The organism is Staphylococcus sp. HMSC062H10, assembly GCF_001836945.1.
GTDB classification, from domain to species: Bacteria; Bacillota; Bacilli; order Staphylococcales; family Staphylococcaceae; genus Staphylococcus; species Staphylococcus aureus.
Map to the genome: position 1 here is coordinate 26,878 of NZ_KV830988.1, position 23,916 is coordinate 50,793.

Below are 23,916 nucleotides of genomic sequence, written 5' to 3' on the forward strand. Positions count from 1 at the left end.
TATATTCAATCGACTGACAAATTAATGTAACGTCATTGCTGACAATCATTTTAAATCATAAAAGTTATTCGTCCATTGATTTTGAAGCTTCGATTTCTGTTTCAGTTAACTTGGGTTTGATTAAACCGTAAATTAATGCTGAAACTAATGTACCTACTACAAGTGCAATAAGTGTTTGCAGTAAATGTGCACCATCCGTACCAACAATTACGATAATACCACCGTGTGGCGCAGTAATTCGAGAACCTAAACCTAAAGCGATTGCGCCACCTATACCTGACCCAATCATCATTGAAGGAATAACACGTAATGGATCGGCAGCCGCGAATGGAATCGCACCTTCTGTAATAAATGACATACCCATCACATAGTTAGGGATAATTGAACCACGTTGTTCTTTTGTAAATTTACGTCTGAAAATTAACATCGCTGTCGCAATTGCTAACGGTGGAATCATACCACCAATCATTGCAGCTGTAATTGGTGCTGCATTACCTTCAATCAACGCACCTGTTGCAAAAACATATGCCGCTTTGTTGAATGGACCGCCCATATCAATCGCCATCATTGCGCCAATAACTAAACCTAATAATACAATATTAGAACCTGATAAATTGTTTAATCCATCTAATAACAAATGATTTAACCAAGATGCTGGTGGATTAAAGACATAAATCATCAATAAGCCTGTAGCTGTCACTGTTAATAGTGGATAAATTAATGTCGGCTTTAATCCCTCTAATGCTTGTGGTAACTTACGTGTCATGGCTTTAACACCTTGTGTTAAGTAACCTGCTAAGAAACCTGCAATAATACCACCAATAAACCCTGAACCACCTGAAATTGCTAACATACCACCTACAAGACCTGAAGCGAATCCAGGTTTATCCGCAATACTACGTGCAATGAATCCAGATAAAATTGGAATGATTAACGCGAATGCACTTTTACTACCAATGTTCCAAAGCTGCTCTGCAAACGCATTGTACTCTGAGCTTTTTGGATCAAATGAGTTTGCACCAAATAAAAACACGATTGCCATTAAAATACCACCAGATATTACAAGTGGCAACATGTTAGAAACACCGTTCATTAAGTGTTTATAGAAAGCTTTACCTGGGCTTAATTTTTCTTGACTGTCATTTGAGTTACCTTTTCTTTGACCATCACGGGCAACAAAAGGTTTACGACTTGTATCTAATGCTTTATTAATTAATTCTTCTGGGCGTTTAATACCATCTGCGACTGGTACTTCTACGACATTTTTACCATCGAAGCGATCCGTCTCAACATGAACATCAGCAGCAACAATGATACCTGTTGCATTTTTAATATCTTGTTCCGTTAAATGGTTTTTAATACCACTTGAACCGTTCGTTTCTACTTTAATTTTAATCCCCATCTTATCCGCTTGTTTTTTCAATGCGTCACGTGCCATGTACGTATGTGCAATACCTGTTGGACAAGCAGTTACAGCTAATACATATGGCTCGTTTGATCCATTAGTGTCTTGATTTGCTTCTACAGCAGCAACTTGTTGTGCTTCAGCTTCTGCCTCTTCTTCTTTTGTCGCTTCATCATCAGCATGATCAATAATTGCTAACACTTCTTCTGGAGACGATGCATGTAATAATTTTTCACGTACATTTTCATCCATTAAAATACCAGATAGTTTAGCTAAAGCATCTAAATGTGTTTGGGCACCACCTTCTGGCGCTGCAATCATAAAGAATAAATGAGCTGGTTGCATATCTAAACTTTGGTAATCTAAACCTTCTTTAGATTTACCGAATGCGATAGCTGGAGACTTAACTGCGGCTACTTTCGCATGTGGAATAGCAATACCTTCGCCGATACCAGTCGTACTTTGTGATTCTCGATTGTGAATCGCTTTCTTAAATGACGAGACATCACTTAATTTACCTGCTTTGTCTAATTGATTTACTAACTCATCAATAACACCATTTTTGTCATTTGCCATTAAATCCATTGCTATTGTATCTTTTGTTAATAACTCTGTTACTCTCATTATTTTCACTCCCCATCAAGTACGCTAATCGTAACTTGTGATTTTATTTTTTCTATAGCGTCCCGTGTTGCTAAGTCCTCATCAAATGCCGTGGCAGTACCGCATGCGACTGCTTGTTGGAATGCTTTTTCAATCGTTAAACCTGAAGCAATTCCAGCCACCATGCCTGCAACTGTACTATCACCAGAGCCAACTGTATTAACCACTTTCCCTTGTGGATTAACTGCTTTAATACTGATTTCTTTATCAATATAAATAGCACCATCACCGCCAAGTGAGACAATAACAGATTGCGCACCTTTATCAACTAACAAACGACCATATTTAATAACATCTTCGTCTGAGTTCACTGTTGTATTAAACATCACTTCTAATTCGTCTTTATTAGGTTTAATAAATAGTGGATGATATGGTAAAACGCTTTCAGCCAATTCTTTTTCAGCGTCGACTACTAATTTAGCACCTGTCTGTGCTGTAATTTGTGCAATTTGCGCATACGCATCGCTTGGAATACTACTTGGTACACTTCCAGCAACAATAACTATATCTTCGCTTGTTGTATTTTTAATTTGTTGTAACAATTGTTCAAATTGTGCTGACGTTATATGAGGACCCGGTGCATTGATTTCTGTTTCTTGTCCTGTTTTTAATTTCACATTAATACGTGTATCTTCATCAACTTCAATAAAATTCGATTGAATTGCACTGTTTTTTAATGTATCTATAATGAATTTCCCAGGAAATCCACCTGCAAATCCCAAAGCAGTTGACTCAACATCCAATGTCTTTAAAACACGTGAGACATTAATACCTTTTCCCCCAGCAAATTTATATGTTGCTGTTGCTCTGTTCAAACCATCAATTTTAAAATCATTTGTAAAAATGACATAGTCAATTGAAGGATTGAAAGTCACTGTATAAATCATAAAGTCCCTCCTATAAAGTGATACTTTTGTTGGTATTCTTTTAACGATTCTTGATTTAATGCTTTTTCAGATGTGATGATTGTCGTACTTTCTAGCAAAGGTACACGAGCAAAATATACTTTATTAAACTTAGAATGATCTATAAGTACAAATGATTGATTGGCTAATGACATTGCTGTTTGTTTAACTAATGCCTCTTGCTCATCGGGAGTAGTTAATCCAAGTTCAATATCTAATCCATTCATCCCGATAAAAGCTTTATCGAAACAATATCGTCTTAATATCTCCATGGCACTTGAACCAATCGTAGCAAGTGTATTTTCTTTAACTTGACCACCTAGCATAATTGTTTTAATACCTTTTTTAAGTAAAGCTTCTACATGTGTTAAACCATTGGTTACCACAATGATATCTTTCGCTTGAATATATTTAATTAGCTCCAATGTAGATGAACCAGCATCGATAAATAGGCATTCATTATCATTGATTTGATTAGCTGCTATTTTAGCAATCATTTTCTTTTCATCGAGATTCGTTGCTAATTTTTCAGTTAAATTCGCCTCAACCATACGATTTTCTTTTAACATTGCACCACCATGCACACGTTGCAATTTCCCTAATTGTTGCAGTTTAGATAAATCTCTTCGTATTGTTGAAGCACTGCATCCAGTTCGATCTATTAATTCTTGCAAAGTCAAAAAATCTTTGTGCGAAAGTTCTTCTAATATTAACTCGTGTCTTTTTTCTGTAATTATCATCATCACCCCATCTCACTCTGTATTATAATGAGTACGCTTTCACTTTTCAATCATAAATTACCAAAAACAATCACAAACAATCAAATTGTGACGATAAAATTACATTTTTATGTTCAAACACTCAATTATCATGACTGTTTATGATCGTAAAATGCTAATTCAATCAAAAAGGAGTGTGGCAGAAATGAATTTTATAAAAATTTCATCTCTGTCACACTCTAATCTTGCCCCATAATTTTTGTTGTTATTAATCATTCATGGATAACTGCTCCAATTTTGCCTTTAGTTATTGTAATCAAATCCTCAACAGCTATCGTGATTTGCATTGTTCGAAGCCCACCACTCACACTGATATGACTATAATTTTCACAGGATTTGTCAACGACTGTTGGAAACAATGTTTTCATACCAACAGGCGAACACCCACCACGAATGTATCCCGTTACATTTTTCAAATTATCTAAAGGCATAAGGTGCAATTTCTTCTCTCCAACCATAGCAGCTGCCTTTTTCATATCTAAAGTTTCACTTACTGGGATAACAAATACAAAATGTTCATGTTTTGCATTTTCTAGAACAAGTGTTTTAAAAACTGTTTTAACATTTGCTTGTATGAGTTCTGCGACTTCTTGGCCAGATAAATGTTCTTCTGGTACCTCAAAGCTATGAACTTCGTATTTAATTTTTGCACGATCAAGCATACGCATCGCGTTCGTTTTCTTATTTTTAGCCATTTCAACACCTCATTTATACTTCTTCAGAACTATATTAACATTTTAAAATACATTACGGATTGGTTGATTTTGACATAACATTTACATCATTTTATAAGTTGATTTCACCTTTTTAAATTAAAATATTGCAAAATAAAAACAGTATATCCAATTAGAATACACTGTTCCATCTATTATTTCGTTATTATGCCTTGATTTGAAATACTTACATGTTGCTTACTCGTTGAATTATCATTGGAATAAACATAATTATATCCATGATTTGTCTTAGAAATTCTTTCTAAACCATAATTATCATTGATATGCTTATCTGCATAACGATCAGCAATAACTTGGCACTCTTGTTCGTTAAAAGAATTTGATTTATTTGCATTCACACGATGCTTAAAATGATTTTGCTTTTTCACATTTTCATTCACTTCAGATGCTTTAGCAGTATGAATATTGAGAATATCCATTTTCTTTTTATAAGTATCTTCAGTTGATACATTTATCGCGTTAAGCGTATTAATCGTTTTATGTACCTTAGCAAGCGCATCTTCATTTGTTGCTAAAATTAATAAACCAATTAAACAAACAGTTAATATTACAGCAACAAAGCCTAAAAATAAATTTTTTACTGTCATCCCCTTACCCACATTTCCTTACTCATTTTTTATCATCTTAACACATTAACGTTAATGAATTAGGTATGTGGATTGCAATTTAAAAAGAATGTAATATTTGTAACACGTTTATTACTCAAAATCATTTTTTGTTACATATAACATTTAAATATAAAGACTAAAACACTTAAAAGTTTTTAATCTTTATAAATTTAAAGCATCGACTTTTCTTCACTATAATTGTAAGAAAATCGATGCTTATTTTGAAATGCTTTAGTTGTCGAAAAACATTAATCGAATGACAACCATGTGCGATATTACAAATCTTGTTGTTTTAACTTAGCTCTATGTTGCTTTTCAATTAAAACAATGACAACACCAGCTAATGACACACCTATAGCCATATAAATTGGGGCTTCAATGTGCACATCAAATAACGCACCTGCGATTAAAGGACCTATAAAATTCCCCATGCTAGTGAATGTTGAGTTTAACCCACCTGCAAATCCCTGTCTATCACCAGCAATATTTGAAAAATAATTTGTAATAGCAGGTCTTATCATATCGAACCCGATAAAGACAACAAAGCTTATTACCATAATTGTCCAGTAACCATCGGCAATAACTAATAGCACTAATACAATAACTGAATATATTAATGACCATGCAATAAATGTTAACTCAGAGAAGTATTTCATAAATTTATCAAAGAAATAAATTTGGAAAAGTGCACCAAAGATACCGCCACCTGTAATTGCAATCGAAATATCTTTAGGTGAATAATTTACCTTGTCAGCTGTGTATAGTGAATACAATGTTTCAAATGCAGATAAACCAAACGATAATACAAGTGTTAGAATAACTGGTGTAATAAACACTTTCCAGTTAATTTTCGTTAGCAATTGTGGCTCCAACTTTTGGAATCCATTTGTCGAAACTTTTTTAGGGTCGTGAATCAATACAATTGACATTATAAATGCTAGAATACCTAATGCACCTGCAAAATAAAATGGCATACGATGTGAAACTTCTGCCATAAATCCACCAATCCCTGGTCCTAAAATGAATCCTGAATTGATAATCGCTGATATGTAGCCAAAGTTTTTTGCTTTTTGATGGCTTGGTGAAATATCAGCTATTAAACCTGTCACCCCAGGCATAACCATACCAGCACTCATACCACCGATAACCCTTGATAACATCAAAATTAAAAAATTCTGACCGATAGCAAACATAAATTCTGACACTGAAAACAAAATTAATCCTATACATATAATTAATTTCTTTCCTAATTTATCAGCTAACGTACCACCGAATGGCGATATAATCATTTGAGATAAGGCGAAAGCAGCAACTAATAATCCTAAATCACTACCAGTTAACCCCAAATCTTTTAAATAAACAGGTAAGACTGGTATCACTAGACCGATACCTAAAAAAATTAAGAAAATATTAAAATATAATACCAAAATCTGTTTATTCATTTGCTCACCTCTTTTTTCTACTTGTCACTCTTCAAGCTGTTATTTTTCTTTTCCACGACAGATTGCAATTCATGCTAAATATTCGTAAAAAGTTTCTATATTGTATTACAATATTGCTACATTTGACAATATTTTTTCTTTGTAATTATCACTATTTTCCATTTAATTGTATAATTAATGACATATTAAAATAAAGGGGATTGATCATATGAAATTGCAAAAAAGTAATCATACTATACTACTAGTGTTAGAAAAAGGCGAAGATATCGTTGAATGTATAACAAACTTTGCAGATGACCAAGACTTAACATTTACATCTGTCAGCGGCATTGGTGCATGTGATGACGTCGTTTTAAAATTTTTCAATTTAACAACGAAACAATACGAAGAAAAACATATTACTGAGCCATTGGAATTGACGAGCTTATTAGGTAATATTTCTCGTCTAGACAATGGTCATTTTGCACATTTGCATGCTACTTTCGGTACTCAATCATATGAAACTTTTAGCGGACATCTCGCTAAAGCAATTGTTTCTGCAACTGCTGAAATCATTCTTACTGTAACTGATTTGGACATTCAACGTTCATTCAACGATGCAGTCGGTTTAAATTTACTTGATCCTCAATAGCACTTTACTTTTTAGTTGAATCAAATTTTATTACAAGTTATCATAAGTGCTTAATCATAAATGCATTCTCGTTTATTAATATACTTCAACGAGTTAAATTAAATTTTTAATTAGGACTTGAATGCGTTTATAACTATCACATTTGAATGAATAACTTTTTTCATTAGAAAGTAGTGTTTATTATTGATGCAATCTCGATACATCGCTAGAATTTACTTTTTAATATTATTTATCGTCTCCCTTTTTGAGACTAAAATTTTTCAATTTATGACTTTAAATTTGTTTTTAGCATATATACCTTTTGAGCTTAGTCTATTATTACGATTATTCAAACCGAATAAAAAGTATGAATGGCCACTCTTTATCATATATAGTTTTATATTTGTGTTACTTTTACCAAATACATTTTATATGGTAACTGATTTAATCCATTTGAACCAATTTCAATTCAACTTTTACGCAGGACTAAATTTAGGTGAGTGGAAATACTTTACCTATTTACTGCTTGGTGTCTTCTTAGCGGTTTATGTGATGATTTTAATCTATTTTGAAATACTAACATTGACTTCTCACCGTTGGCTTAATAGATTAATTGTTGTCGTACTAATGTTTTTAAATGGATTCGGAATTTATATTGGTCGTTTCTTACGCTTACATTCCGTTTATTTCTTTAATGAACCCTTACATGTTCTAAATCACATTCTAGAAAGTCTTACGCTTAAAACTGCTATGTTTGTATGTTTTATGGTTGTGATGCAAGCAGCAATTCTATTATTTGGAAAAGGAGTGCGTTTGAACAAGTGACAATAAATATAATCGTTTTAATAGTATCTATCATTGTCTTTCAATTGATTATTGGACACATATGGCATGATATTGGTTTAAGTTATTTAAGAAGTATCTTACTCATGATGCTACCATTTGGACTAGGTGTATTTATACAACAAGTGTCGTATTACGAACGACAATATCCTAAATGGCAAGTGCCTCAAAACATAAAAGTTAGATTGAAATATATCTATCTCGCTACATTTTTAGAGTATGTCGTACTATACCTCACTTTATTTACGGACATACTAAGATAACACCAAATTAATAAGAAAACTAAATACAACTTATATATTTGAGCAAAGCCAATTTCTATCACATCAATAATAGAAATTGGCTTATTTATATTGCTTAAGAACTTTAAATTCTGCTCCAGGTTTTACTCATTCCTGATCTATCAATTCAGCCGAATTAGTCTAGCGCTTTAAATGCAGCTAAAACTTGTGTACGTTTTTCTTGATGATCTACCATTTGTCTTGGATAATGACGACCTAATTCAATCCCCTGTTCAAAAAGGTTGGACTCATTGCGTTGTGTATCATGCAAATATTTTGCATCAATTTGATTGAAAATCGGGAGATATGTTTTGATATACAAAGCTTTAGCATCAAAGCGTTCACTCTGTCTTATTGGATTAAACATTCTAAAATACGGCACTGCATCAGTACCTGTAGAAGCAGACCATTGCCATCCATGAATATTTGATGCTGCATCATAGTCAATAAGGTGCTTTCTAAAGAATTTTTCTCCCCATGTCCAATCTATAAATAAATCTTTGGTTAAAAATTGCGACACAACCATTCTCATTCGATTGTGCATAAAACCAGTTTGTGTCAATTCCATTATTGCTGCATCAATGATTGGAAATCCTGTTTGCCCTTCGCACCATGCATTAAAATCCGCTTCATTTTGCGACCATTTTATCTGTCGATATTTAGATTTGAAAGCTTGGTATGAGGTTTCTGGATACTGTGTCATTAACACATAATAAAATTCTCTAAAAATGAGTTCACGTATAAATGCTTCATAGTTTGCCTCATCTTCATCATAACGCGCCAATAAATCATTAAAAATTTCAATAATATCTAATAATCCATATGCTAAAGCAACACTTAGCTGACTTGTTAACACTTCAGGTAAATAGTCTCTTCCGCTTTCGTAATTCTGTATATCTTGATCTAAAAAATGTTGCCATTTATTCTGTTCAATTATTTGTGAGGATCCAAATGCTATGTCATCAAACACTAAATCATCAGGTGATGCAATGACGAAGTCTTCGAATGATTTTAAATCATAGTGATATACGTCTCTATGCCTCAAGTAAGGTCGCCATTTTTTATAGAAACTAGTAAAAACTTTGTATGGCTCCCCTTGTTGATTCATTGTTTTACTCGCTTTAAAGTAATGATTCCCACGTATCAAAGTAACGGCAATGCGTGCTTCATTGAATAAAGAGCGTTGATGTAAAATATCATATTCTTCAAGGTGATAACTCATAATATCACCTGCAATCACTACTTCAGAGATATTGTTTTCTTTACAAAATGAAATGATATCGTCATAAGACATGACATAAGGTGTGAGTTTTTCTGCGTGCAACGATTGGTAAAAGCGCTTCAAAGTACCGCGATAAAACTGTGCTTTCAAATCAGAAGCTGAAGACATGTCCTCTTCCGGAATGATAAAATAACATGCATCAATGTCTTCTTTTTGTTGGTAAATATATTCAAATAATGGATTATGTTCCATTCGAAACATTCGATTTAATAACACAGCAATTGCCATAAATATAACACCCTTCAATTATCTTTTTATTTTATTAAGCTTTTTGTCACTTTAAAATAACCTAGATTCTTATTTATATTTTTAATTAAAGCAAACCTAACCATTTCCAATAAGTCATACTAAAAACTATCACTAGAATATACCCTACAATTGTCAATGGTATACCTGTCTTCAAGAAATCTTTCACCGTAAAAGTACCAGTGCCATAAGCCAACATATTTTGAGGTGCACTAACAGGTAATAAGAAACCAAAACTAATAACAAATTGTTGAATTAAAACAAATCCTATAGACTGGTCTCCTAAGTGTAACGTAGAGGTTAGCGAAATAAAAACAGGTATTAACGCTGATGATAAACTTGTTGCACTCGCAAAGCCCAAATGAATCAATATATTAAAAAGCGTGATAAGTGCAATTGTCGCGATAATAGGTAAATGTTTTAAACCTAAAACACCAAAAGTTTGATCACTTAACCATTGGGCTGCACCTGTTTTCAAAAGAACATTACCTAGTGAAATACCTACACCAAACACGATAATTGTTCCCCATGGTATTTTATTTTCAACATGTTTCCATGTCATGACACCAATTTTCGGCATTAACATAACACCTAAAGCAATAATAGTAATGGATGCAGAGTCAATTGGATGTAATACTTTTTCAGTTGACCAAAACAGTAATAATAACATCGATATAACAATTAAACGCCATTCACGTGCGCTAACGTGGCCAAGTTTATGCAATTCTTCTTTTATTAAATCTTTGCCACCCTCTATTGTATTAATTTCTGGAGGCATCACTTTAATCATGATGAAATATAAAGCTATAGACATAACTATGGACCAAGGCGCTGCATATAAGAACCACTCGCCCCATGAAACATCAAATCCTAATTGATGGTTTATAAAATTAATCGCTACGATATTTTGTGCTGCCGCCGTTTTGATACCAATATTCCAAATTGACACAGCTTGTACTGAAGTAATTATTAATAAAGACGCTAACTTGCTATCTTTGGAAACTTTAAATGCCGCAATCATACCAAGCAAGATTGGTACAACTGCCCCTGCTCTAGCTGTTGCAGAAGGAACGAAAAATGCAAGTACAATTGAAACAATAATTGCCCCAATAACTATATTTCTAGTTTTATTACCAACAATTGATAGCACTATAAGAGCTAGTCTTTTATGCAAATTCGTTTCTTGCATAGCAGCGGCCAAAAATAATGCGGCTGCAACGAGAGCTACAGCTGATGTTGCAAATCCACTAAACGCTAATGATAATGCATGATTTGTTCCTAGAAGATCACTTCCAGCTAAAACAGCACTGCCACTTTTCGGGTTACCCAGCTTCTCCCCTAAATTTTGAACCGGGCTAAATCCTAAAAGTAATATCATTAAGCCAATAATTAAAGTTGCTGACACCGGATATGATACAGCTTCCGTTACCCACATAATAACTGCAAAAGCTAAAATAGCTAGTACTGCCTTAGCCATTATTGGCAGACTTGAAGGTGCCGGGAGTAATAGTACAACTATAAGTATTATAAAACTCATAACAATCCAAAATGGCTTGTATTGCTTTTTTGTCTTTTCTTTCTTTTGTTGTTCATGTTTAACTACCTTTTTTTCTTCTGACATAACAGTCACCCCTTTGTTTAATCTCAATTTAATTATAACAATTTTTATAAACATCCTTTTTCGATTTATGCAAAATACACAAATTTATCGAAATATTTTGTAAATAATATTGCTAGGTGATATGTTATCTCGGTTAATTACAAAACGATATCTAAGTTTAAATATTAAAACATAAAAAACTATCTACTGAATATCCTCATAGCATTATTTTTCTAAGCAAAAGTTAAACTTAGTTAGATAAAATGCAAATGAGATTATTGTAGATAGTCTCTTTTTAATATTTAAAAATGATTAATGCCATAAACATAAATAATTCCAAAGAATGCCGCGCCACTAAGCACTGTTAATATAAGACTTAGTAACAATGTGCGTTTATAATGTTTAATAAATGCTATGAACAAAATGACTACATTATACGCAAAGAAAAGTCCGAATAATGTCATTGTTATTTTCAAATCAGAATAGAAAATATTTAATAGTAATACAATGACTGCATAAATTACATACGGAATAACTATAAATTTGCGTTCAAATCTTAATTGTTCGAAACGTTTATCTTCGTTTGTCATGATATGCTCCTTTATGATTTAAAAGTAAATAAGTTTATGGAATATCTTGTCCGATAATAGCGGTGTAAATGTCAAACCACGACTGATCATCTAAATTAAGTTGCAGCCCTTCGATTGCTTGATCAATACGCTTTAACTGACTTGTTCCAAGTATCGGCATGATACGATGCGGTATTTTTACTAACCATGCTATCATCACAGCTGTGTCACTCACACCATATTTGTCAGCTATTGATTGAATAACTTTCATAATACGTTGCGCTTTAATATCTTCCTTGTCGAAAATTTTACCGCCTGCAAAAGGACTCCAAGCCATAATTTGAACATGGTTTTGATACATTGAATCCATTGTTCCATCTTGTAAACTATCAACGTGATATGGCGATAATTCTAATTGATTGATGCTAATATGTAGTCTTTCTTTCATAATATATTGATTTAACAATTGGTATTGTGAATGATTAAAATTCGACACCCCGAATGACTTCAACTTACCTTGTTTAACAAGTTTAGTTAATGCATCAGCAACTTGTTCTGGATCCATCAATGGTGAAGGACGATGAATGAGTAGACTATATAAATAATCTACATTCAAATTGATTAATGACTGTTCAACAGATTTCACGATGTGCTTACTACTCAAATCATAACGATGTCCATTTGTAAAATCAAATTGCTTAGAAGGCAATATGATACCACATTTCGTAACAATTTGAATTTTATTTCTTAATTCGGGTGATAAATCCAAAGCATTACCAAACAGTGATTCACATTGATAATCCCCATAAATATCAGCATGATCCATCGTTGTAATCCCACGTTCAACTAATTCATTTATAAAATAATTTAACTCTTTCGCAGTCATCTTCCATTCATTTGCACGCCAAAAACCTTGTACAAGCCTAGAAAAATGAACATAGTGATTAATCATTATTTGTTCCATATCTCATCCACTCCATCCCTCAATGTCACAAAATATTCACAACAAAAGTATTAAGAAATTAATGTGCTATTTCCGTTAAATTGAAACAACACATTTTGTGATTTACGTAAATTGTAGCATATCCAATTGATTACGTATGTGATTTGTATCTAAAGTTTCACCAATAATAACAATCGTTAATGGTAATTGCATGCCAATTATTCCATAGTCTGGTAAACCATATGCATATTGAAATTCATAAATTGCATTTGGTTGATCTCTAAATGATACATAACCTTTCAAACGTAGAACAGATTCCGGTAATTTCATTATAAATTGATAAAACAATTGACGATCAATCGGACCTGTAAATGTGTAAGTCATACTTTTAATCCCATGATGATGGTGATGATGAGACGATATCTCTCTGTCTTTACCAAGTAAGTCCAATTCTTCCAACGAAACTTGTCCATAGGTTGTTTTATAAGTTGGAATACTTGCACAAATCATACTTAATTGCTTATCAATTTTCTCAAGACTGTCATCAGTTACAAGATCAATTTTATTAATAATAATCATGTCACTTAGTTTCAACTGATCTTCCATCAGCGAAACTGTATTTTCGGTATATTGATGACGTTCCAAAAATCGAGTCGCATCTAATACACCATAAATAATTGGCTTTTCAAAGAAATTAACGATTTGCGGATCTTGACATGCAACTAGTAATTCTAAAGGATGCGCAATGCCTGTCGCTTCTATGATGACATGATTAACGTCCCCTTTTAAAGCAATGGCTTTTAGTTCATAGACAAGTTCTTGTTTAAGATCGCAACAAACACAACCATTAATCAATGAATGGACTTCAATTTCATTTGAAATACTATTGCTATCAATATCAAAAGTACCGAATTCATTCATGATGATTTTAATTTTCTCATCATTTTTTAATAATTCACTAATATAATGTGTCAGTAACGTGGTTTTACCACTACCCAAAAATCCGTTAATTATGGATATTCTTATTTTTTCATCTTTATTATTTTTCATTTTATATTCTCTTTTCTATTACAGTTATTTTTAAAAATGATAACATATATATTAAATTATCTTTTTGCTTGATTTAATCAAAAATATCTTCTAAACTTTAAACATACTTTAATTTTAGCATGGCATTGAATCAAAGAAAGTTGTGAATTAATAAACAATCAACTTTTTAATGATTACCAATCCGAAAAGAGAAAAAAACGGATAGTATGTCTGGAGGAGAACTTTAATGTCTGATCAACATAATTTAAAAGAACAGCTATGCTTTAGTTTGTACAATGCTCAAAGACAAGTTAATCGCTACTACTCTAACAAAGTTTTTAAGAAGTACAATCTAACATACCCACAATTTCTTGTCTTAACTATTTTATGGGATGAATCTCCTGTAAACGTCAAGAAAGTCGTAACTGAATTAGCACTCGATACTGGTACAGTATCACCATTATTAAAACGAATGGAACAAGTAGACTTAATTAAGCGTGAACGTTCCGAAGTCGATCAACGTGAAGTATTTATTCACTTGACTGACAAAAGTGAAACTATTAGACCAGAATTAAGTAATGCATCTGACAAAGTCGCTTCAGCTTCTTCTTTATCTCAAGATGAAGTTAAAGAACTTAATCGCTTATTAGGTAAAGTCATTCATGCATTTGATGAAACAAAGGAAAAATAATTAACTTTTGTCATGACAATTAAAGTAATGTTTAGAATTTATTAAGAATAGAAAAACAATTAGCACGCGTAAGCTTGTTAGTTAAAAAACTGCTTGAAAGGTTTCTTAGCCTATCAAGCAGTTTTTTTATGCATTATATTGAATCATATTCCATAAAGCACCTTGATTAGCGAGTAATTGTTGATAGTTTCCCTTTTCAACTATTTTACCATTTATCATCACAATGATGGTCTCAAAACGTGACAATAAAGTTAAATCGTGTGTAGCAACAATTAATGTTTCTGCATGTGCTTCAATTAAATCCATAACTTTTAAACTATTTTGTTTATCTAATGCCGTTGTTGGTTCATCTAAAATCCATGTTGATGCAGTATCTTTTAATAACATCCTCGCAATCGCTAAACGCTGAATTTCTCCGCCAGATAATGTATGACCATCTAAGTCAATTTGACGTTCTAGTGCCAAATGTTCTAAATCTAATTGCTTAAATATTGCTTGCACCGCTTCATCTTTTTCATCGGTAAATAAATTTTGACGTATTGTACCATCATATAATTGTTGAGATTGTAGTAAGACATTTAACGATTCAAACTTATCTTTGTCATCTATTTCAAACATGTCCATATTTTCGAAACGAATAGAGCCACTATCTAATTGATATAACCCTGCCATAATTTGTAGTAATGTACTTTTTCCTGAACCAGAAGGACCCACAATCGCAATCTTTTCGCCTCTATTAACATTAAAATTAATATCCGATAACACATACATTTGCTGGTTCCAATACTTAAAACTAGCGTCCTTAACTTCATAAATGTTCGTTGCGTCATACTTATCAGTAAGGCGGTTATTTCCATTAGTAGAAGGTACAGATATCACTTCATTAATATCGTGCAATGCTTGGTCAGTATCCGCTTTATAATACGCGACATTTGTCATTGGTACAGCTTGTTCAAATAAAGTTAAGACCATTAAAACGATACTCGTCATATAAATAATATTTAGTTGGCCTGCATTAATTTGAATTAATCCTAGAACTAAACTACCAAAAATCGAAAGCATAGCAATAATATTTAATATAAAATCATAAATCGTTAAAAAGCGTTGCTCTTTAAGTTGTAATTTATCAAAATGATTTAATTTAGCCATCAAATTATCTCGATAATGATTAATTTGATTAAATCGACGTAGTTCATCCATACCAGCTTTATAATCATAAAAATGATTTAAAAATCGAGCCTGTTCATTAGCTGCATGTTTCTTTAAAGTACGTGCTTTTTTTGAGCTTAACCAAGGAACAATGAGTAAAGTAAACAACATGCTAACCATAATCAATAGCGCATGGCCGATTGAAATGAACGCCAATACTATTACTGTAACTAGCGCTGTCAAACCGATGACGACTGGTGGATAATAAACACGTAAATAAATATTTTGTAATGCCTCAACACGACTAATCATACGTGAAATTAAATCACTAGAACTCAGTTTACGGTAAACATTAGGAATGACATTTACTAATTTACCGAAAAACTGTACCCGAATATCACGTAGCATTGTAAATGTAGCTTTATGAGAAATTAGGCGCTCTACGTATCGAGTAATAGCTCTTAAAAACCCAAACAATTTTACTGTAACGACTAAAATCATCAGAGCGTATAGTGGCGCACCAAGTGCACTTTGTGTCACCATATAACCACTTAAGAAAAACATGGCGAGCGCAACTAAACTTCCACAAACACCAACAACTATAGCTAACAATAAATCCTTATCTACTTGAAATTTTAGTCGTGTTTTCATAAGTCATCACCATTTTCTGTTATATTTACTGAAATATTGCGATCATCAGCAATCAGTCTTCCATTTTCTATATACAAACGTCGTTGTAAATGGCGAATTGTATTATCTCTATGTGCAATGACAATCATCGTTGTATCTTTAAAATGTTGAAACAGAACGTTCTGAATCATGTGTTCTGTTTGAATATCTAAACCAGTTGCAGGCTCATCAAATATAACGAGATCTGGCTTCATAACTAAAAGACGGCAAAGTTCTATGCGTCTCATCTGTCCACCAGATAACATTTCGCCTCCTTCACCTATTATTGTATTAATGCCTTGTGTGAAAGATTGAACTTTGTCTAATAAACCTACTTCGTCTAGCACTTCTTCAACAGTATTATTTTCTATATCTTTAAACATCGTAATATTCTCTTTTATAGAAGCACTGAAAATATATGGCTGTTGACTAAGTATTCCTATATTTAAATCACGCTGGTTTATACTTATAGTACCTATTGTTGGCTGGTAAACACCTGCAATAAGATGTGTCAAAGTTGATTTACCTGCCCCGCTTGGACCTACAAGTGCAATTTGATCACCTTTAAATATTTCCAAATTTAAATCATTTAATACCAATCTATCAGAATCATCATATCGAAATGATATGTCTGTTAACTGAATAAATGGTTTTTGATTTTCCTCATACTTTAATAGAAATTCATTATTATTGTTCGGTTGTTCTAAAAACTCAAACACAACGTCACTGGCACCTTCACTTTGTTTTCCAGTATGGAATGCTTGTCCTAAGTCCTTAATTGCATTATAAAATTCAGGCGCTAAAATAATCGCAATTGCCGCAGTTTTAAAATCAATATTATGAAATACTACTAAGTTTAGCGTTGCTTCCAATGCAACCAATCCAATACCTAACATACTTATAAATTCGAGCATTAATCCCGATAAAAAAGCACTGCGTAAAATGCGCATTGTTAAAGTTCTAAACTGAGTACTATCGTCGTAAATATGCTTCTCTGTTTGCTCTGTACGATTAAATAGCTTTAACGTCACTAAACCTTTAGCAATATTTAAAAAACGTTGACTAAATTGATTCAAATAAGTCATTTGATCTTTTGACTCATCTCGCGTTTTCAAACCGAAAATAATATAAAACAAAGGAATAAATGGTGCAGTTATTAACATAATTAATGCGGTATTGAAATGGATGAAAAACATTGCAATGATTATGATGAGCGGAACCATCATTGATTTGAACACTTGAGGCAAATAACTCTTATAAAAAGGTGCTAGACCATCAATGTTTTCTGTGAGTATAGTCATTTGTTCACCGATTGGATGACCATTATTTTTATAAATAACCCGCTGTCTAAGCATATGCTTAACTTTAAATGCTAATGTATCACCTAACCATTGATTTAGAAATTGCACAGTTGCTCTTAAGAGTAAAACACCTAATAAAATAAATAATACAATCCATAAACCTTGAAATTGATGTCTTATAATTTTAGCTAAAAAATCTGCTATTAAAATATTTTGCGCTATAACGAGTATGCCGAGACCAGTACTGACCAAGAACATGAGTACCGGAAAAATTTTATATTGAAACAGTATTGTTGTTAATTTTTTCACAATTATATCACCTAAACCTATTATAAAAGGTTTTCCTTAAAATCAAATTAAATAGCTCAATAAAATATTGTAGTTTTACATGTAAAAGAAAATGAATATATACATCTTTAGTCTAGTATTATAACTATAACTAGCATGTCTTTAAATGAATATGCTATCATGATATGGTAATTTTGATATTTAAATAAATTAAATTGAGTAATGAAAGTGGGTACATTATGTTTATCATTGAATTAATAAAAGGTATTATCTTAGGGATCGTCGAAGGATTAACAGAATTTGCACCTGTTTCCTCTACTGGACATATGATTCTAGTTGATGATATGTGGTTAAAATCATCTGAATTTTTAGGTTCTCAATCAGCATTTACATTTAAAATCGTCATCCAATTAGGATCCGTCTTTGCAGCAGCATGGGTGTTCCGCGAACGCTTCTTAGAGATTTTACATATTGGTAAACACAAACATGTTGAAGGAGAAAACAATCAACAAAGACGTTCAAAGCCAAGACGTTTAAATTTATTACATGTATTAGTGGGTATGGTTCCAGCAGGTATTTTAGGCTTACTATTTGATGATTTCATCGAAGAACATTTATTTAGTGTGCCAACTGTTATGATTGGCTTATTCGTAGGTGCTATCTATATGATTATCGCTGATAAGTATTCAGTTAAAGTTAAAAACCCACAAACAGTGGATCAAATCAATTATTTCCAAGCGTTTGTAATTGGTATCTCTCAAGCAGTAGCTATGTGGCCTGGTTTCAGCCGTTCAGGCTCAACAATTTCAACTGGTGTATTAATGAAATTAAATCATAAAGCAGCATCGGACTTCACATTTATTATGGCTGTTCCAATTATGTTAGCAGCTAGTGGTTTATCTTTATTAAAACATTATCAAGATATTCAGATTGCTGATATACCTTTTTATATTTTAGGCTTTTTAGCTGCATTTACTGTTGGACTAATTGCAATCAAAACATTCTTGCATCTAATTAACAAAATCAAATTAATTCCATTTGCCATTTACAGAATTGTATTAGTAATCTTTATTGCTATACTTTACTTCGGATTTGGCATTGGTAAAGGTATTTAATTTCCTTTTAAAATATAAACTGTCAATTAAGGAACCACTTGATTGGCAGTTTATATTGTCTTCTTTAAAAAAACATCTGAAATACTTATAAGTGATTCACTACTCTCATCGTTTATATTGATGTATCATAGGGTATGTAAAATTAATAAAGTAATTATGGAGGCAAGATCTATGGATAAGAAAAAAGTCATCAAATTTATGATTAATGTATTACCAATTGTATTGGTACCGTTAATTGTTGAACGTAAACGTATCAAACAACATCCGGACGTACAAAAAGTTACAGATGCTACAAGTAAAGTTGCTTCAAAAACATCTGCAGCAATCAGTAACACAGCGAGTGATGTTAAAGAATATGTCGGCGATAAAAAACAAGATTTTGAAAATAAGCGTGAACTTAAAAAGTTTGCTAGAGAACATGATCCTGCCTATATTGAGAAAAAAGGCGAAAAATTAGCTAAACAAAATCGTAAAGACGCTGATAAAATGAATAAAATACTTCAAAAAAATATCGAAAAGCGTCATAAAGAAGAGCAAAAAGCCCGCGAAAAGAATGAAATACAACGTATTAAAGATATGAAAAAAACACAAAAATACGAAGAAAAAGCAGGCTTAACACCTAATAAATTAGATGAGAAAACTGAGAAAAAAGGCGATAAACTAGCTGAAAAAAATCGCAAAGAAATCGCTAAAATGAATAAAAAGTTACAAAAAAATATTGAAAAACGACACAAAGAAGAACAAAAACGCCAACAAGAAGCTGATAAAGCACGCATCAAGTCATTTAAAAAATATAAAGATTATGTTGCCAAAAGCGCCTCTCAACAAAATAAAGAAAACAATACAGAGGCATAATTGTGACACATATTATTATTGATGGAGATGCTTGTCCTGTTGTTGATTCTATTATAGATTTAACAACTGAGACAGGCATTTTTGTGACAATTATTCGGAGCTTCAGCCATTTTTCGAACCAATTATATCCCCCACATGTATCAACATTATATGTTGATGATGGACCAGATGCAGTTGATTACAAAATTGTTCAATTATCAACGAAAGATGATATCGTAATCACTCAAGATTATGGACTCGCAAGTTTATTAGTCGACAAAGTCTTAATTGTCATGCATCATAATGGGAAGATATACAATTCCAAAAATATTCAACAACTATTAGATAAACGATATATAAATGCACAAATTAGAAAACAAGGTGGTCGCCACAAAGGTCCCCCACCTTTTACAAAGCAAGATCAAAAAGTGTTTGAACAATCACTATTAAGAGTCATTCATCGAATTAAGGAGCTGGATTAATATGAAGCGAATCGCAGTTTATTGTGGTGCAAGCAAAGGTCATGACCCTTCATATGTACAAAAAGCATACAATTTAGGTAAATATTTTGCTGAACAAGGTTATGAATTAGTATTTGGTGCAGGGTCAATTGGTATTATGGGTGCCATTCAAGATGGTGTATTAGATCATGGTGGCAAAGCTATTGGTGTCATGCCTAAAATGTTAGATGAACATGAAATCACAAGCCAACGTTTAACTGAATTAATTTTAGTTGATTCTATGCATGAACGTAAAAATAAAATGGCAGAACTTGCAGATGCATTTGTCATGGCTCCCGGTGGCGCAGGTTCACTAGAAGAATTTTTCGAAATGTATAGTTGGGCTCAAATAGGTATCCATGAAAAGCCTATTGCCATTTATAATATTAATGGCTTTTTCAACCCACTACAAACAATGATTGACCATATGATTGAAGAAGGTTTTATTGATCCTAAGTATCGTGCACTTGCACCGTTATGCGACACTAAGGAATCATTAATAGAATCAATATTGAATTTCAAACCTCTAGGTACTCGTTCATACGATTAATCATTCTAAGGTTAAAAAATAAACAAACACCCCTAATATTGTTATCATCAGCTAAACAATATTAGGGGTGTTTGTTACGCTTATGTATAAATTTTCACTTTCGAAGATTAATGTAATAACGCACTTGCCTTTTTAATAAATGATACTTACTTAGATTAGGCAATTCGAAATGATCATACACTGTCATGCCAATTTTTTCCATTACACGTTGTGAAGCTTTATTTGCTTCTGCTGTAAAACTATAGACATCGTATATTTGATGTTGTTCTGCTAACTTCAACGTTGCATTTGCGCCTTCAGTTGCTAATCCTTTTCCCCAAAATTCTGGCAACAAGCGCCAACCTATTTCATAAAGCGGTAATTCTTTAAATGGATACTCGCTTGTTTCTGGAATATAATTCAAACCTATAAAGCCTATCCATTGATGGGACTCTTTATCTTCTACAGCAAATAATCCAATGCCATAATCTTTAATAACCGCATCCATAGTTCTCATATCTAATTCTGAACGACGATAACTCAATAAACTTGGAAAATATTTACGTACGTCATAAGTCGCATTCATTTTTTGAAAAGGTAACAGATCATCTTCATGCCAGTCTCTTAATATTAAACGCTCTGTTTCACAATAAATCATCGATTGACACTCCTATATAATTTCTCAATAAAAAACACAAAATCGATATTTTGATCAACTTTGCGTTTTAGATAGCAGTCTATTTTGATTTAGAAATATAACTTATAAGTTCAACATGAACTGGCACTTCTTTTAAACGTGCTCTATCTGATTTCAGCGCAGTAAAAGTTGCATCTATAAAATCTTGTTGATGGTTTAAACGATATGTAGCAACAAAAGTATCTGTATCGGACTCAAAGTTTGGTAAATGTGCAATTACACGCTTAATTTCGCCAGTAGAATCAGCAATCGTGCGTCCAGTAATATTTTCTAATTCTCTACCTAATTCTGGCAAAGTAATATCTTGACCCTCTAAAATTCTAAAATCTTGTTCATGCATGCCGTTTCTCTCCTTTATTAATTACGATGTCTATTTTTACGTTCTGTTTCAATCATGACCCCATTTTAATTAATACATACCCTTAAAATAAGGTTTAAAACGCTGTACCTTTCATATATAACAAGTAAGCAATTCAATTATGGTTGGTGTTTGTCATTAGCTTTTTGATCTTTATCTGTTGATGTAGGCTTTTTGTGATTATCTTTATTCGATGACTTAGTTTGATCTTTTGGTTGCTTATCTTGTGATGCCTCTTTATCTTTGTCTTCGTCTTTTTTGTTGTCTTTTTTATCGTCCTTGTTATCTTCTTTAGAAGGTTTTAAATCTTTCACTTCTTTTTCAAGGTCTTTTTGCTTATCTGCTAATTTTTCTTTTTCTTGTTGAAGCTTTTCTTTTTTATCTTTTAATTCTTTATTTTCTTTTTGTAAATTATCGATATCCTTTTCCAAAGTGGCTTTCTCTTGGCTTTTACCACAACCTGTTAAAAATAGCATGACCGCCATAATACTGATGATTAATTTCTTCATATAAAACTCCTTAACGTCATTAAATCTTTTTTAATTTTAACATGAATTAGCAACATAGTCCTAATTCTAATCAATATCTTTATACATTTTCACATGACTCACTTGATAACCTAAATCTTTATTCAAAGATATCATTGGTAAATTACTTTTATGAATTGTACTGCTTATTTGCTTTGCATTCATAGTTTTTGCCCATTTTTCAAGCGCAATCTTCAGTTGCGTAGCTATTCCCAGTTTGCGAAATTGTGGTTCAACATATAGCAGTTCAATGTTAACCATACTTTTTTCATTACTAAAATGTCCCCAAATAAACGCTATTAATTGACCTTCATTTTCATATATATAAATTTTATCATTTGTATGTTCTAATCTTGAACAAATCATCTCGTACCTAAGAGCAATACTCAGTTTAGTACATTTATAGTTGGATTCTGATTGCGACAATAATGTCTCATGTATACTAGCTATTTGCTTGATATAATTATGTTCATCTTTATTAAGTGTCCTCATTTTCCTCTCCAATATTAATCGTTATATTTATGCGTTTAATATGATATGATTGACCTTATTAATACTATAAAATCATTTCCATTTTAATTTGGAATTAAACATTTTTTAAAGGAGCGCTTAAGTAACAATGAAAAGTACTGCGCAATTAACAAAAGAAAATAATGTTAAATCATTAAGATTAAGCAATACTGATAGAGAAATCTTCGAGAATTATATGACTTATATGCGCTCTGACTTTCGCGTCAATCCTCATGATACAGAGTTAATTATTAACCGTATACTTAAACAATTATTAAGCGCAGAACAACATGGTTTATTAGCCTTAGATTTTTTCAATCATGACCCTAAAGCACATGCAATAAAAGAACTAAAAGCGATGCCTAATGAAACATTTAAAAATATTTTTAAATATATATATCAGCACATCGTTCTATTAATTGGTATTGTTAGTTTTCTCAAAGGATTTTTAGGATTTTTCATGGAAAAAAGTGGAAGTAATTTATATTTTGTTTCATTCCCGTTTTCAGTAGTCGTTGGATTCTTTATTGTCTTTTTATTTATATGGTTTAGTTTTAAAACAATTCAACTGCAGTGTTTTAACAATTCAAATTGGATATGGATATTCACCTATTTAGCAATCATTCTACTAATTGTAGGATTTTTCTATGTATTCTTTATTCCACAATCATTACTTGCCTTTGGACCATATATTCAGGTAAGCAATTGGGTATTTATTATATTTTCATTTATAGTTATGCCTATTGGATTACGCATTGAAAGAAATATTTCGAAAAAACATTCTCATACATTTTTATAAACAAAAAGCT

The 23,916-nt window shown here is 32.1% G+C and carries 26 protein-coding genes; 9 read left to right on the forward strand and 17 right to left on the reverse strand.

What is annotated here, in order from left to right:
- Positions 1-64 precede the first annotated feature (64 nt).
- From HMPREF2658_RS09510 to norA, 6 genes are all read right to left on the reverse strand, one after another.
- Entirely contained in the window at positions 65-2,029 is a 1,965-nt protein-coding gene (locus tag HMPREF2658_RS09510) for a PTS fructose transporter subunit IIABC (RefSeq protein WP_001266571.1), read from the reverse strand.
- Positions 2,030-2,034: 5 nt separating this feature from the next.
- Positions 2,035-2,955, reverse strand: coding sequence for a 1-phosphofructokinase (pfkB, locus tag HMPREF2658_RS09515; protein WP_000640733.1), 921 nt, complete (start codon positions 2,953-2,955; stop codon positions 2,035-2,037).
- Positions 2,952-3,716, reverse strand: a complete 765-nt coding sequence (locus HMPREF2658_RS09520) for a DeoR/GlpR family DNA-binding transcription regulator (RefSeq protein ID WP_000972699.1) — start codon at positions 3,714-3,716, stop codon at positions 2,952-2,954. The genes pfkB and HMPREF2658_RS09520 overlap by 4 nt, the downstream gene beginning before the upstream one ends.
- A gap of 248 nt (positions 3,717-3,964) precedes the next feature.
- A complete protein-coding gene (gene ybaK, locus HMPREF2658_RS09525; RefSeq protein ID WP_001107239.1) occupies positions 3,965-4,447 on the reverse strand; it encodes a Cys-tRNA(Pro) deacylase in 483 nt (160 codons plus the stop codon).
- Positions 4,448-4,620: 173 nt separating this feature from the next.
- Positions 4,621-5,073 (reverse strand): hypothetical protein, encoded by a 453-nt coding sequence (locus tag HMPREF2658_RS09530; protein WP_000216727.1) that lies wholly within the window; start codon positions 5,071-5,073, stop codon positions 4,621-4,623.
- A 296-nt stretch (positions 5,074-5,369) separates the two neighbouring features.
- Positions 5,370-6,536, reverse strand: a complete 1,167-nt coding sequence (gene norA, locus HMPREF2658_RS09535; RefSeq protein WP_054194603.1) for a multidrug efflux MFS transporter NorA — start codon at positions 6,534-6,536, stop codon at positions 5,370-5,372.
- 208 nt (positions 6,537-6,744) lie between these two features.
- Between norA and HMPREF2658_RS09540 the strand changes: the two genes are divergently transcribed.
- The 3 genes from HMPREF2658_RS09540 (at position 6,745) to HMPREF2658_RS09550 (ending at position 8,252) form a co-directional block, all read left to right on the forward strand.
- The gene (locus HMPREF2658_RS09540; protein WP_000776009.1) at positions 6,745-7,167 is read left to right on the forward strand and encodes a PPC domain-containing DNA-binding protein; all 423 of its coding nucleotides are present in this window, start codon (positions 6,745-6,747) and stop codon (positions 7,165-7,167) included.
- Between the two features lie 186 nt (positions 7,168-7,353).
- Positions 7,354-7,971 (forward strand): DUF1361 domain-containing protein, encoded by a 618-nt coding sequence (locus HMPREF2658_RS09545; RefSeq protein WP_001191871.1) that lies wholly within the window; start codon positions 7,354-7,356, stop codon positions 7,969-7,971.
- On the forward strand, positions 7,968-8,252 hold the full coding sequence (locus tag HMPREF2658_RS09550; RefSeq protein ID WP_000154465.1) for a hypothetical protein: 285 nt from the start codon (positions 7,968-7,970) through the stop codon (positions 8,250-8,252). Before HMPREF2658_RS09545 ends, HMPREF2658_RS09550 begins: the two co-directional genes overlap by 4 nt.
- A gap of 154 nt (positions 8,253-8,406) precedes the next feature.
- Here the strand turns inward: HMPREF2658_RS09550 and HMPREF2658_RS09555 are convergent, their stop codons facing one another.
- The 5 genes from HMPREF2658_RS09555 to HMPREF2658_RS09575 all read right to left on the reverse strand — a co-directional run bounded on the left by HMPREF2658_RS09555 (position 8,407) and on the right by HMPREF2658_RS09575 (position 13,960).
- Complete coding sequence (locus HMPREF2658_RS09555; protein WP_000952028.1) at positions 8,407-9,780, reverse strand: cryptochrome/photolyase family protein; 1,374 nt, start codon at positions 9,778-9,780, stop codon at positions 8,407-8,409.
- Between the two features lie 85 nt (positions 9,781-9,865).
- Positions 9,866-11,419 carry an SLC13 family permease gene (locus HMPREF2658_RS09560; RefSeq protein ID WP_001288099.1) on the reverse strand — a complete coding sequence of 518 codons (1,554 nt, stop codon included), beginning with the start codon at positions 11,417-11,419 and terminating at the stop codon, positions 9,866-9,868.
- Positions 11,420-11,700: 281 nt separating this feature from the next.
- Positions 11,701-11,988 carry a hypothetical protein gene (locus tag HMPREF2658_RS09565; protein WP_000180420.1) on the reverse strand — a complete coding sequence of 96 codons (288 nt, stop codon included), beginning with the start codon at positions 11,986-11,988 and terminating at the stop codon, positions 11,701-11,703.
- Positions 11,989-12,022: 34 nt separating this feature from the next.
- The gene (locus HMPREF2658_RS09570; RefSeq protein ID WP_070854372.1) at positions 12,023-12,931 is read right to left on the reverse strand and encodes an aldo/keto reductase; all 909 of its coding nucleotides are present in this window, start codon (positions 12,929-12,931) and stop codon (positions 12,023-12,025) included.
- A 102-nt stretch (positions 12,932-13,033) separates the two neighbouring features.
- On the reverse strand, positions 13,034-13,960 hold the full coding sequence (locus HMPREF2658_RS09575; RefSeq protein ID WP_000794415.1) for a CobW family GTP-binding protein: 927 nt from the start codon (positions 13,958-13,960) through the stop codon (positions 13,034-13,036).
- A gap of 226 nt (positions 13,961-14,186) precedes the next feature.
- Between HMPREF2658_RS09575 and mgrA the strand changes: the two genes are divergently transcribed.
- Positions 14,187-14,630 carry a global transcriptional regulator MgrA gene (gene mgrA / locus HMPREF2658_RS09580; protein WP_001283444.1) on the forward strand — a complete coding sequence of 148 codons (444 nt, stop codon included), beginning with the start codon at positions 14,187-14,189 and terminating at the stop codon, positions 14,628-14,630.
- A 126-nt stretch (positions 14,631-14,756) separates the two neighbouring features.
- On the opposite strand, the gene HMPREF2658_RS09585 is transcribed toward mgrA, so the two are convergent.
- Both HMPREF2658_RS09585 and HMPREF2658_RS09590 read right to left on the reverse strand, forming a co-directional pair.
- A complete protein-coding gene (locus HMPREF2658_RS09585; protein WP_000857605.1) occupies positions 14,757-16,430 on the reverse strand; it encodes an amino acid ABC transporter ATP-binding/permease protein in 1,674 nt (557 codons plus the stop codon).
- Entirely contained in the window at positions 16,427-18,058 is a 1,632-nt protein-coding gene (locus HMPREF2658_RS09590) for an ABC transporter ATP-binding protein/permease (RefSeq protein ID WP_000737145.1), read from the reverse strand. The genes HMPREF2658_RS09585 and HMPREF2658_RS09590 overlap by 4 nt, the downstream gene beginning before the upstream one ends.
- A 218-nt stretch (positions 18,059-18,276) precedes the next feature.
- Here HMPREF2658_RS09590 and HMPREF2658_RS09595 point away from each other — a divergent pair, with 218 nt between their 5' ends.
- From HMPREF2658_RS09595 to HMPREF2658_RS09610, 4 genes are all read left to right on the forward strand, one after another.
- The gene (locus HMPREF2658_RS09595; protein WP_000469886.1) at positions 18,277-19,152 is read left to right on the forward strand and encodes an undecaprenyl-diphosphate phosphatase; all 876 of its coding nucleotides are present in this window, start codon (positions 18,277-18,279) and stop codon (positions 19,150-19,152) included.
- Between the two features lie 171 nt (positions 19,153-19,323).
- A complete protein-coding gene (locus HMPREF2658_RS09600; RefSeq protein ID WP_000358502.1) occupies positions 19,324-20,007 on the forward strand; it encodes a hypothetical protein in 684 nt (227 codons plus the stop codon).
- A gap of 2 nt (positions 20,008-20,009) precedes the next feature.
- Positions 20,010-20,468: a YaiI/YqxD family protein gene (locus tag HMPREF2658_RS09605; RefSeq protein WP_000148819.1), complete on the forward strand. Its 459-nt coding sequence runs from the start codon at positions 20,010-20,012 to the stop codon at positions 20,466-20,468.
- Position 20,469: 1 nt separating this feature from the next.
- Positions 20,470-21,036 carry an LOG family protein gene (locus tag HMPREF2658_RS09610; protein WP_000820900.1) on the forward strand — a complete coding sequence of 189 codons (567 nt, stop codon included), beginning with the start codon at positions 20,470-20,472 and terminating at the stop codon, positions 21,034-21,036.
- 94 nt (positions 21,037-21,130) lie between these two features.
- On the opposite strand, the gene HMPREF2658_RS09615 is transcribed toward HMPREF2658_RS09610, so the two are convergent.
- From HMPREF2658_RS09615 to HMPREF2658_RS09630, 4 genes are all read right to left on the reverse strand, one after another.
- Positions 21,131-21,673: a GNAT family N-acetyltransferase gene (locus tag HMPREF2658_RS09615; RefSeq protein WP_000638623.1), complete on the reverse strand. Its 543-nt coding sequence runs from the start codon at positions 21,671-21,673 to the stop codon at positions 21,131-21,133.
- Between the two features lie 79 nt (positions 21,674-21,752).
- Positions 21,753-22,052, reverse strand: coding sequence for a hypothetical protein (locus HMPREF2658_RS09620; protein WP_000545116.1), 300 nt, complete (start codon positions 22,050-22,052; stop codon positions 21,753-21,755).
- Between the two features lie 137 nt (positions 22,053-22,189).
- On the reverse strand, positions 22,190-22,579 hold the full coding sequence (locus HMPREF2658_RS09625) for an SA0632 family lipoprotein (RefSeq protein WP_000733438.1): 390 nt from the start codon (positions 22,577-22,579) through the stop codon (positions 22,190-22,192).
- A 66-nt stretch (positions 22,580-22,645) separates the two neighbouring features.
- On the reverse strand, positions 22,646-23,089 hold the full coding sequence (locus HMPREF2658_RS09630) for a GNAT family N-acetyltransferase (RefSeq protein WP_001259685.1): 444 nt from the start codon (positions 23,087-23,089) through the stop codon (positions 22,646-22,648).
- Between the two features lie 127 nt (positions 23,090-23,216).
- Here HMPREF2658_RS09630 and HMPREF2658_RS09635 point away from each other — a divergent pair, with 127 nt between their 5' ends.
- Positions 23,217-23,906 carry a DUF1129 domain-containing protein gene (locus tag HMPREF2658_RS09635; protein WP_000842865.1) on the forward strand — a complete coding sequence of 230 codons (690 nt, stop codon included), beginning with the start codon at positions 23,217-23,219 and terminating at the stop codon, positions 23,904-23,906.
- The last annotated feature ends 10 nt before the right edge of the window (positions 23,907-23,916 follow it).

Bases quoted from the DNA above. Each gene is read 5' to 3' on its own strand.
- HMPREF2658_RS09520 (WP_000972699.1), bottom strand. From the start codon at position 3,716: ATGATGATAATTACAGAAAAAAGACACGAGTTAATATTAGAAGAACTT.
- HMPREF2658_RS09540 (WP_000776009.1), top strand. From the start codon at position 6,745: ATGAAATTGCAAAAAAGTAATCATACTATACTACTAGTGTTAGAAAAA.
- ybaK (WP_001107239.1), bottom strand. From the start codon at position 4,447: ATGGCTAAAAATAAGAAAACGAACGCGATGCGTATGCTTGATCGTGCA.
- HMPREF2658_RS09560 (WP_001288099.1), bottom strand. From the start codon at position 11,419: ATGTCAGAAGAAAAAAAGGTAGTTAAACATGAACAACAAAAGAAAGAA.
- HMPREF2658_RS09555 (WP_000952028.1), bottom strand. From the start codon at position 9,780: ATGGCAATTGCTGTGTTATTAAATCGAATGTTTCGAATGGAACATAAT.
- HMPREF2658_RS09545 (WP_001191871.1), top strand. From the start codon at position 7,354: ATGCAATCTCGATACATCGCTAGAATTTACTTTTTAATATTATTTATC.
- HMPREF2658_RS09625 (WP_000733438.1), bottom strand. From the start codon at position 22,579: ATGAAGAAATTAATCATCAGTATTATGGCGGTCATGCTATTTTTAACA.
- HMPREF2658_RS09565 (WP_000180420.1), bottom strand. From the start codon at position 11,988: ATGACAAACGAAGATAAACGTTTCGAACAATTAAGATTTGAACGCAAA.
- HMPREF2658_RS09585 (WP_000857605.1), bottom strand. From the start codon at position 16,430: ATGAAAACACGACTAAAATTTCAAGTAGATAAGGATTTATTGTTAGCT.
- mgrA (WP_001283444.1), top strand. From the start codon at position 14,187: ATGTCTGATCAACATAATTTAAAAGAACAGCTATGCTTTAGTTTGTAC.
- HMPREF2658_RS09570 (WP_070854372.1), bottom strand. From the start codon at position 12,931: ATGGAACAAATAATGATTAATCACTATGTTCATTTTTCTAGGCTTGTA.
- HMPREF2658_RS09595 (WP_000469886.1), top strand. From the start codon at position 18,277: ATGTTTATCATTGAATTAATAAAAGGTATTATCTTAGGGATCGTCGAA.
- HMPREF2658_RS09530 (WP_000216727.1), bottom strand. From the start codon at position 5,073: ATGACAGTAAAAAATTTATTTTTAGGCTTTGTTGCTGTAATATTAACT.
- HMPREF2658_RS09635 (WP_000842865.1), top strand. From the start codon at position 23,217: ATGAAAAGTACTGCGCAATTAACAAAAGAAAATAATGTTAAATCATTA.
- HMPREF2658_RS09610 (WP_000820900.1), top strand. From the start codon at position 20,470: ATGAAGCGAATCGCAGTTTATTGTGGTGCAAGCAAAGGTCATGACCCT.
- HMPREF2658_RS09620 (WP_000545116.1), bottom strand. From the start codon at position 22,052: ATGCATGAACAAGATTTTAGAATTTTAGAGGGTCAAGATATTACTTTG.
- HMPREF2658_RS09575 (WP_000794415.1), bottom strand. From the start codon at position 13,960: ATGAAAAATAATAAAGATGAAAAAATAAGAATATCCATAATTAACGGA.
- norA (WP_054194603.1), bottom strand. From the start codon at position 6,536: ATGAATAAACAGATTTTGGTATTATATTTTAATATTTTCTTAATTTTT.
- HMPREF2658_RS09510 (WP_001266571.1), bottom strand. From the start codon at position 2,029: ATGAGAGTAACAGAGTTATTAACAAAAGATACAATAGCAATGGATTTA.
- HMPREF2658_RS09600 (WP_000358502.1), top strand. From the start codon at position 19,324: ATGGATAAGAAAAAAGTCATCAAATTTATGATTAATGTATTACCAATT.
- HMPREF2658_RS09630 (WP_001259685.1), bottom strand. From the start codon at position 23,089: ATGAGGACACTTAATAAAGATGAACATAATTATATCAAGCAAATAGCT.
- pfkB (WP_000640733.1), bottom strand. From the start codon at position 2,955: ATGATTTATACAGTGACTTTCAATCCTTCAATTGACTATGTCATTTTT.
- HMPREF2658_RS09615 (WP_000638623.1), bottom strand. From the start codon at position 21,673: ATGATTTATTGTGAAACAGAGCGTTTAATATTAAGAGACTGGCATGAA.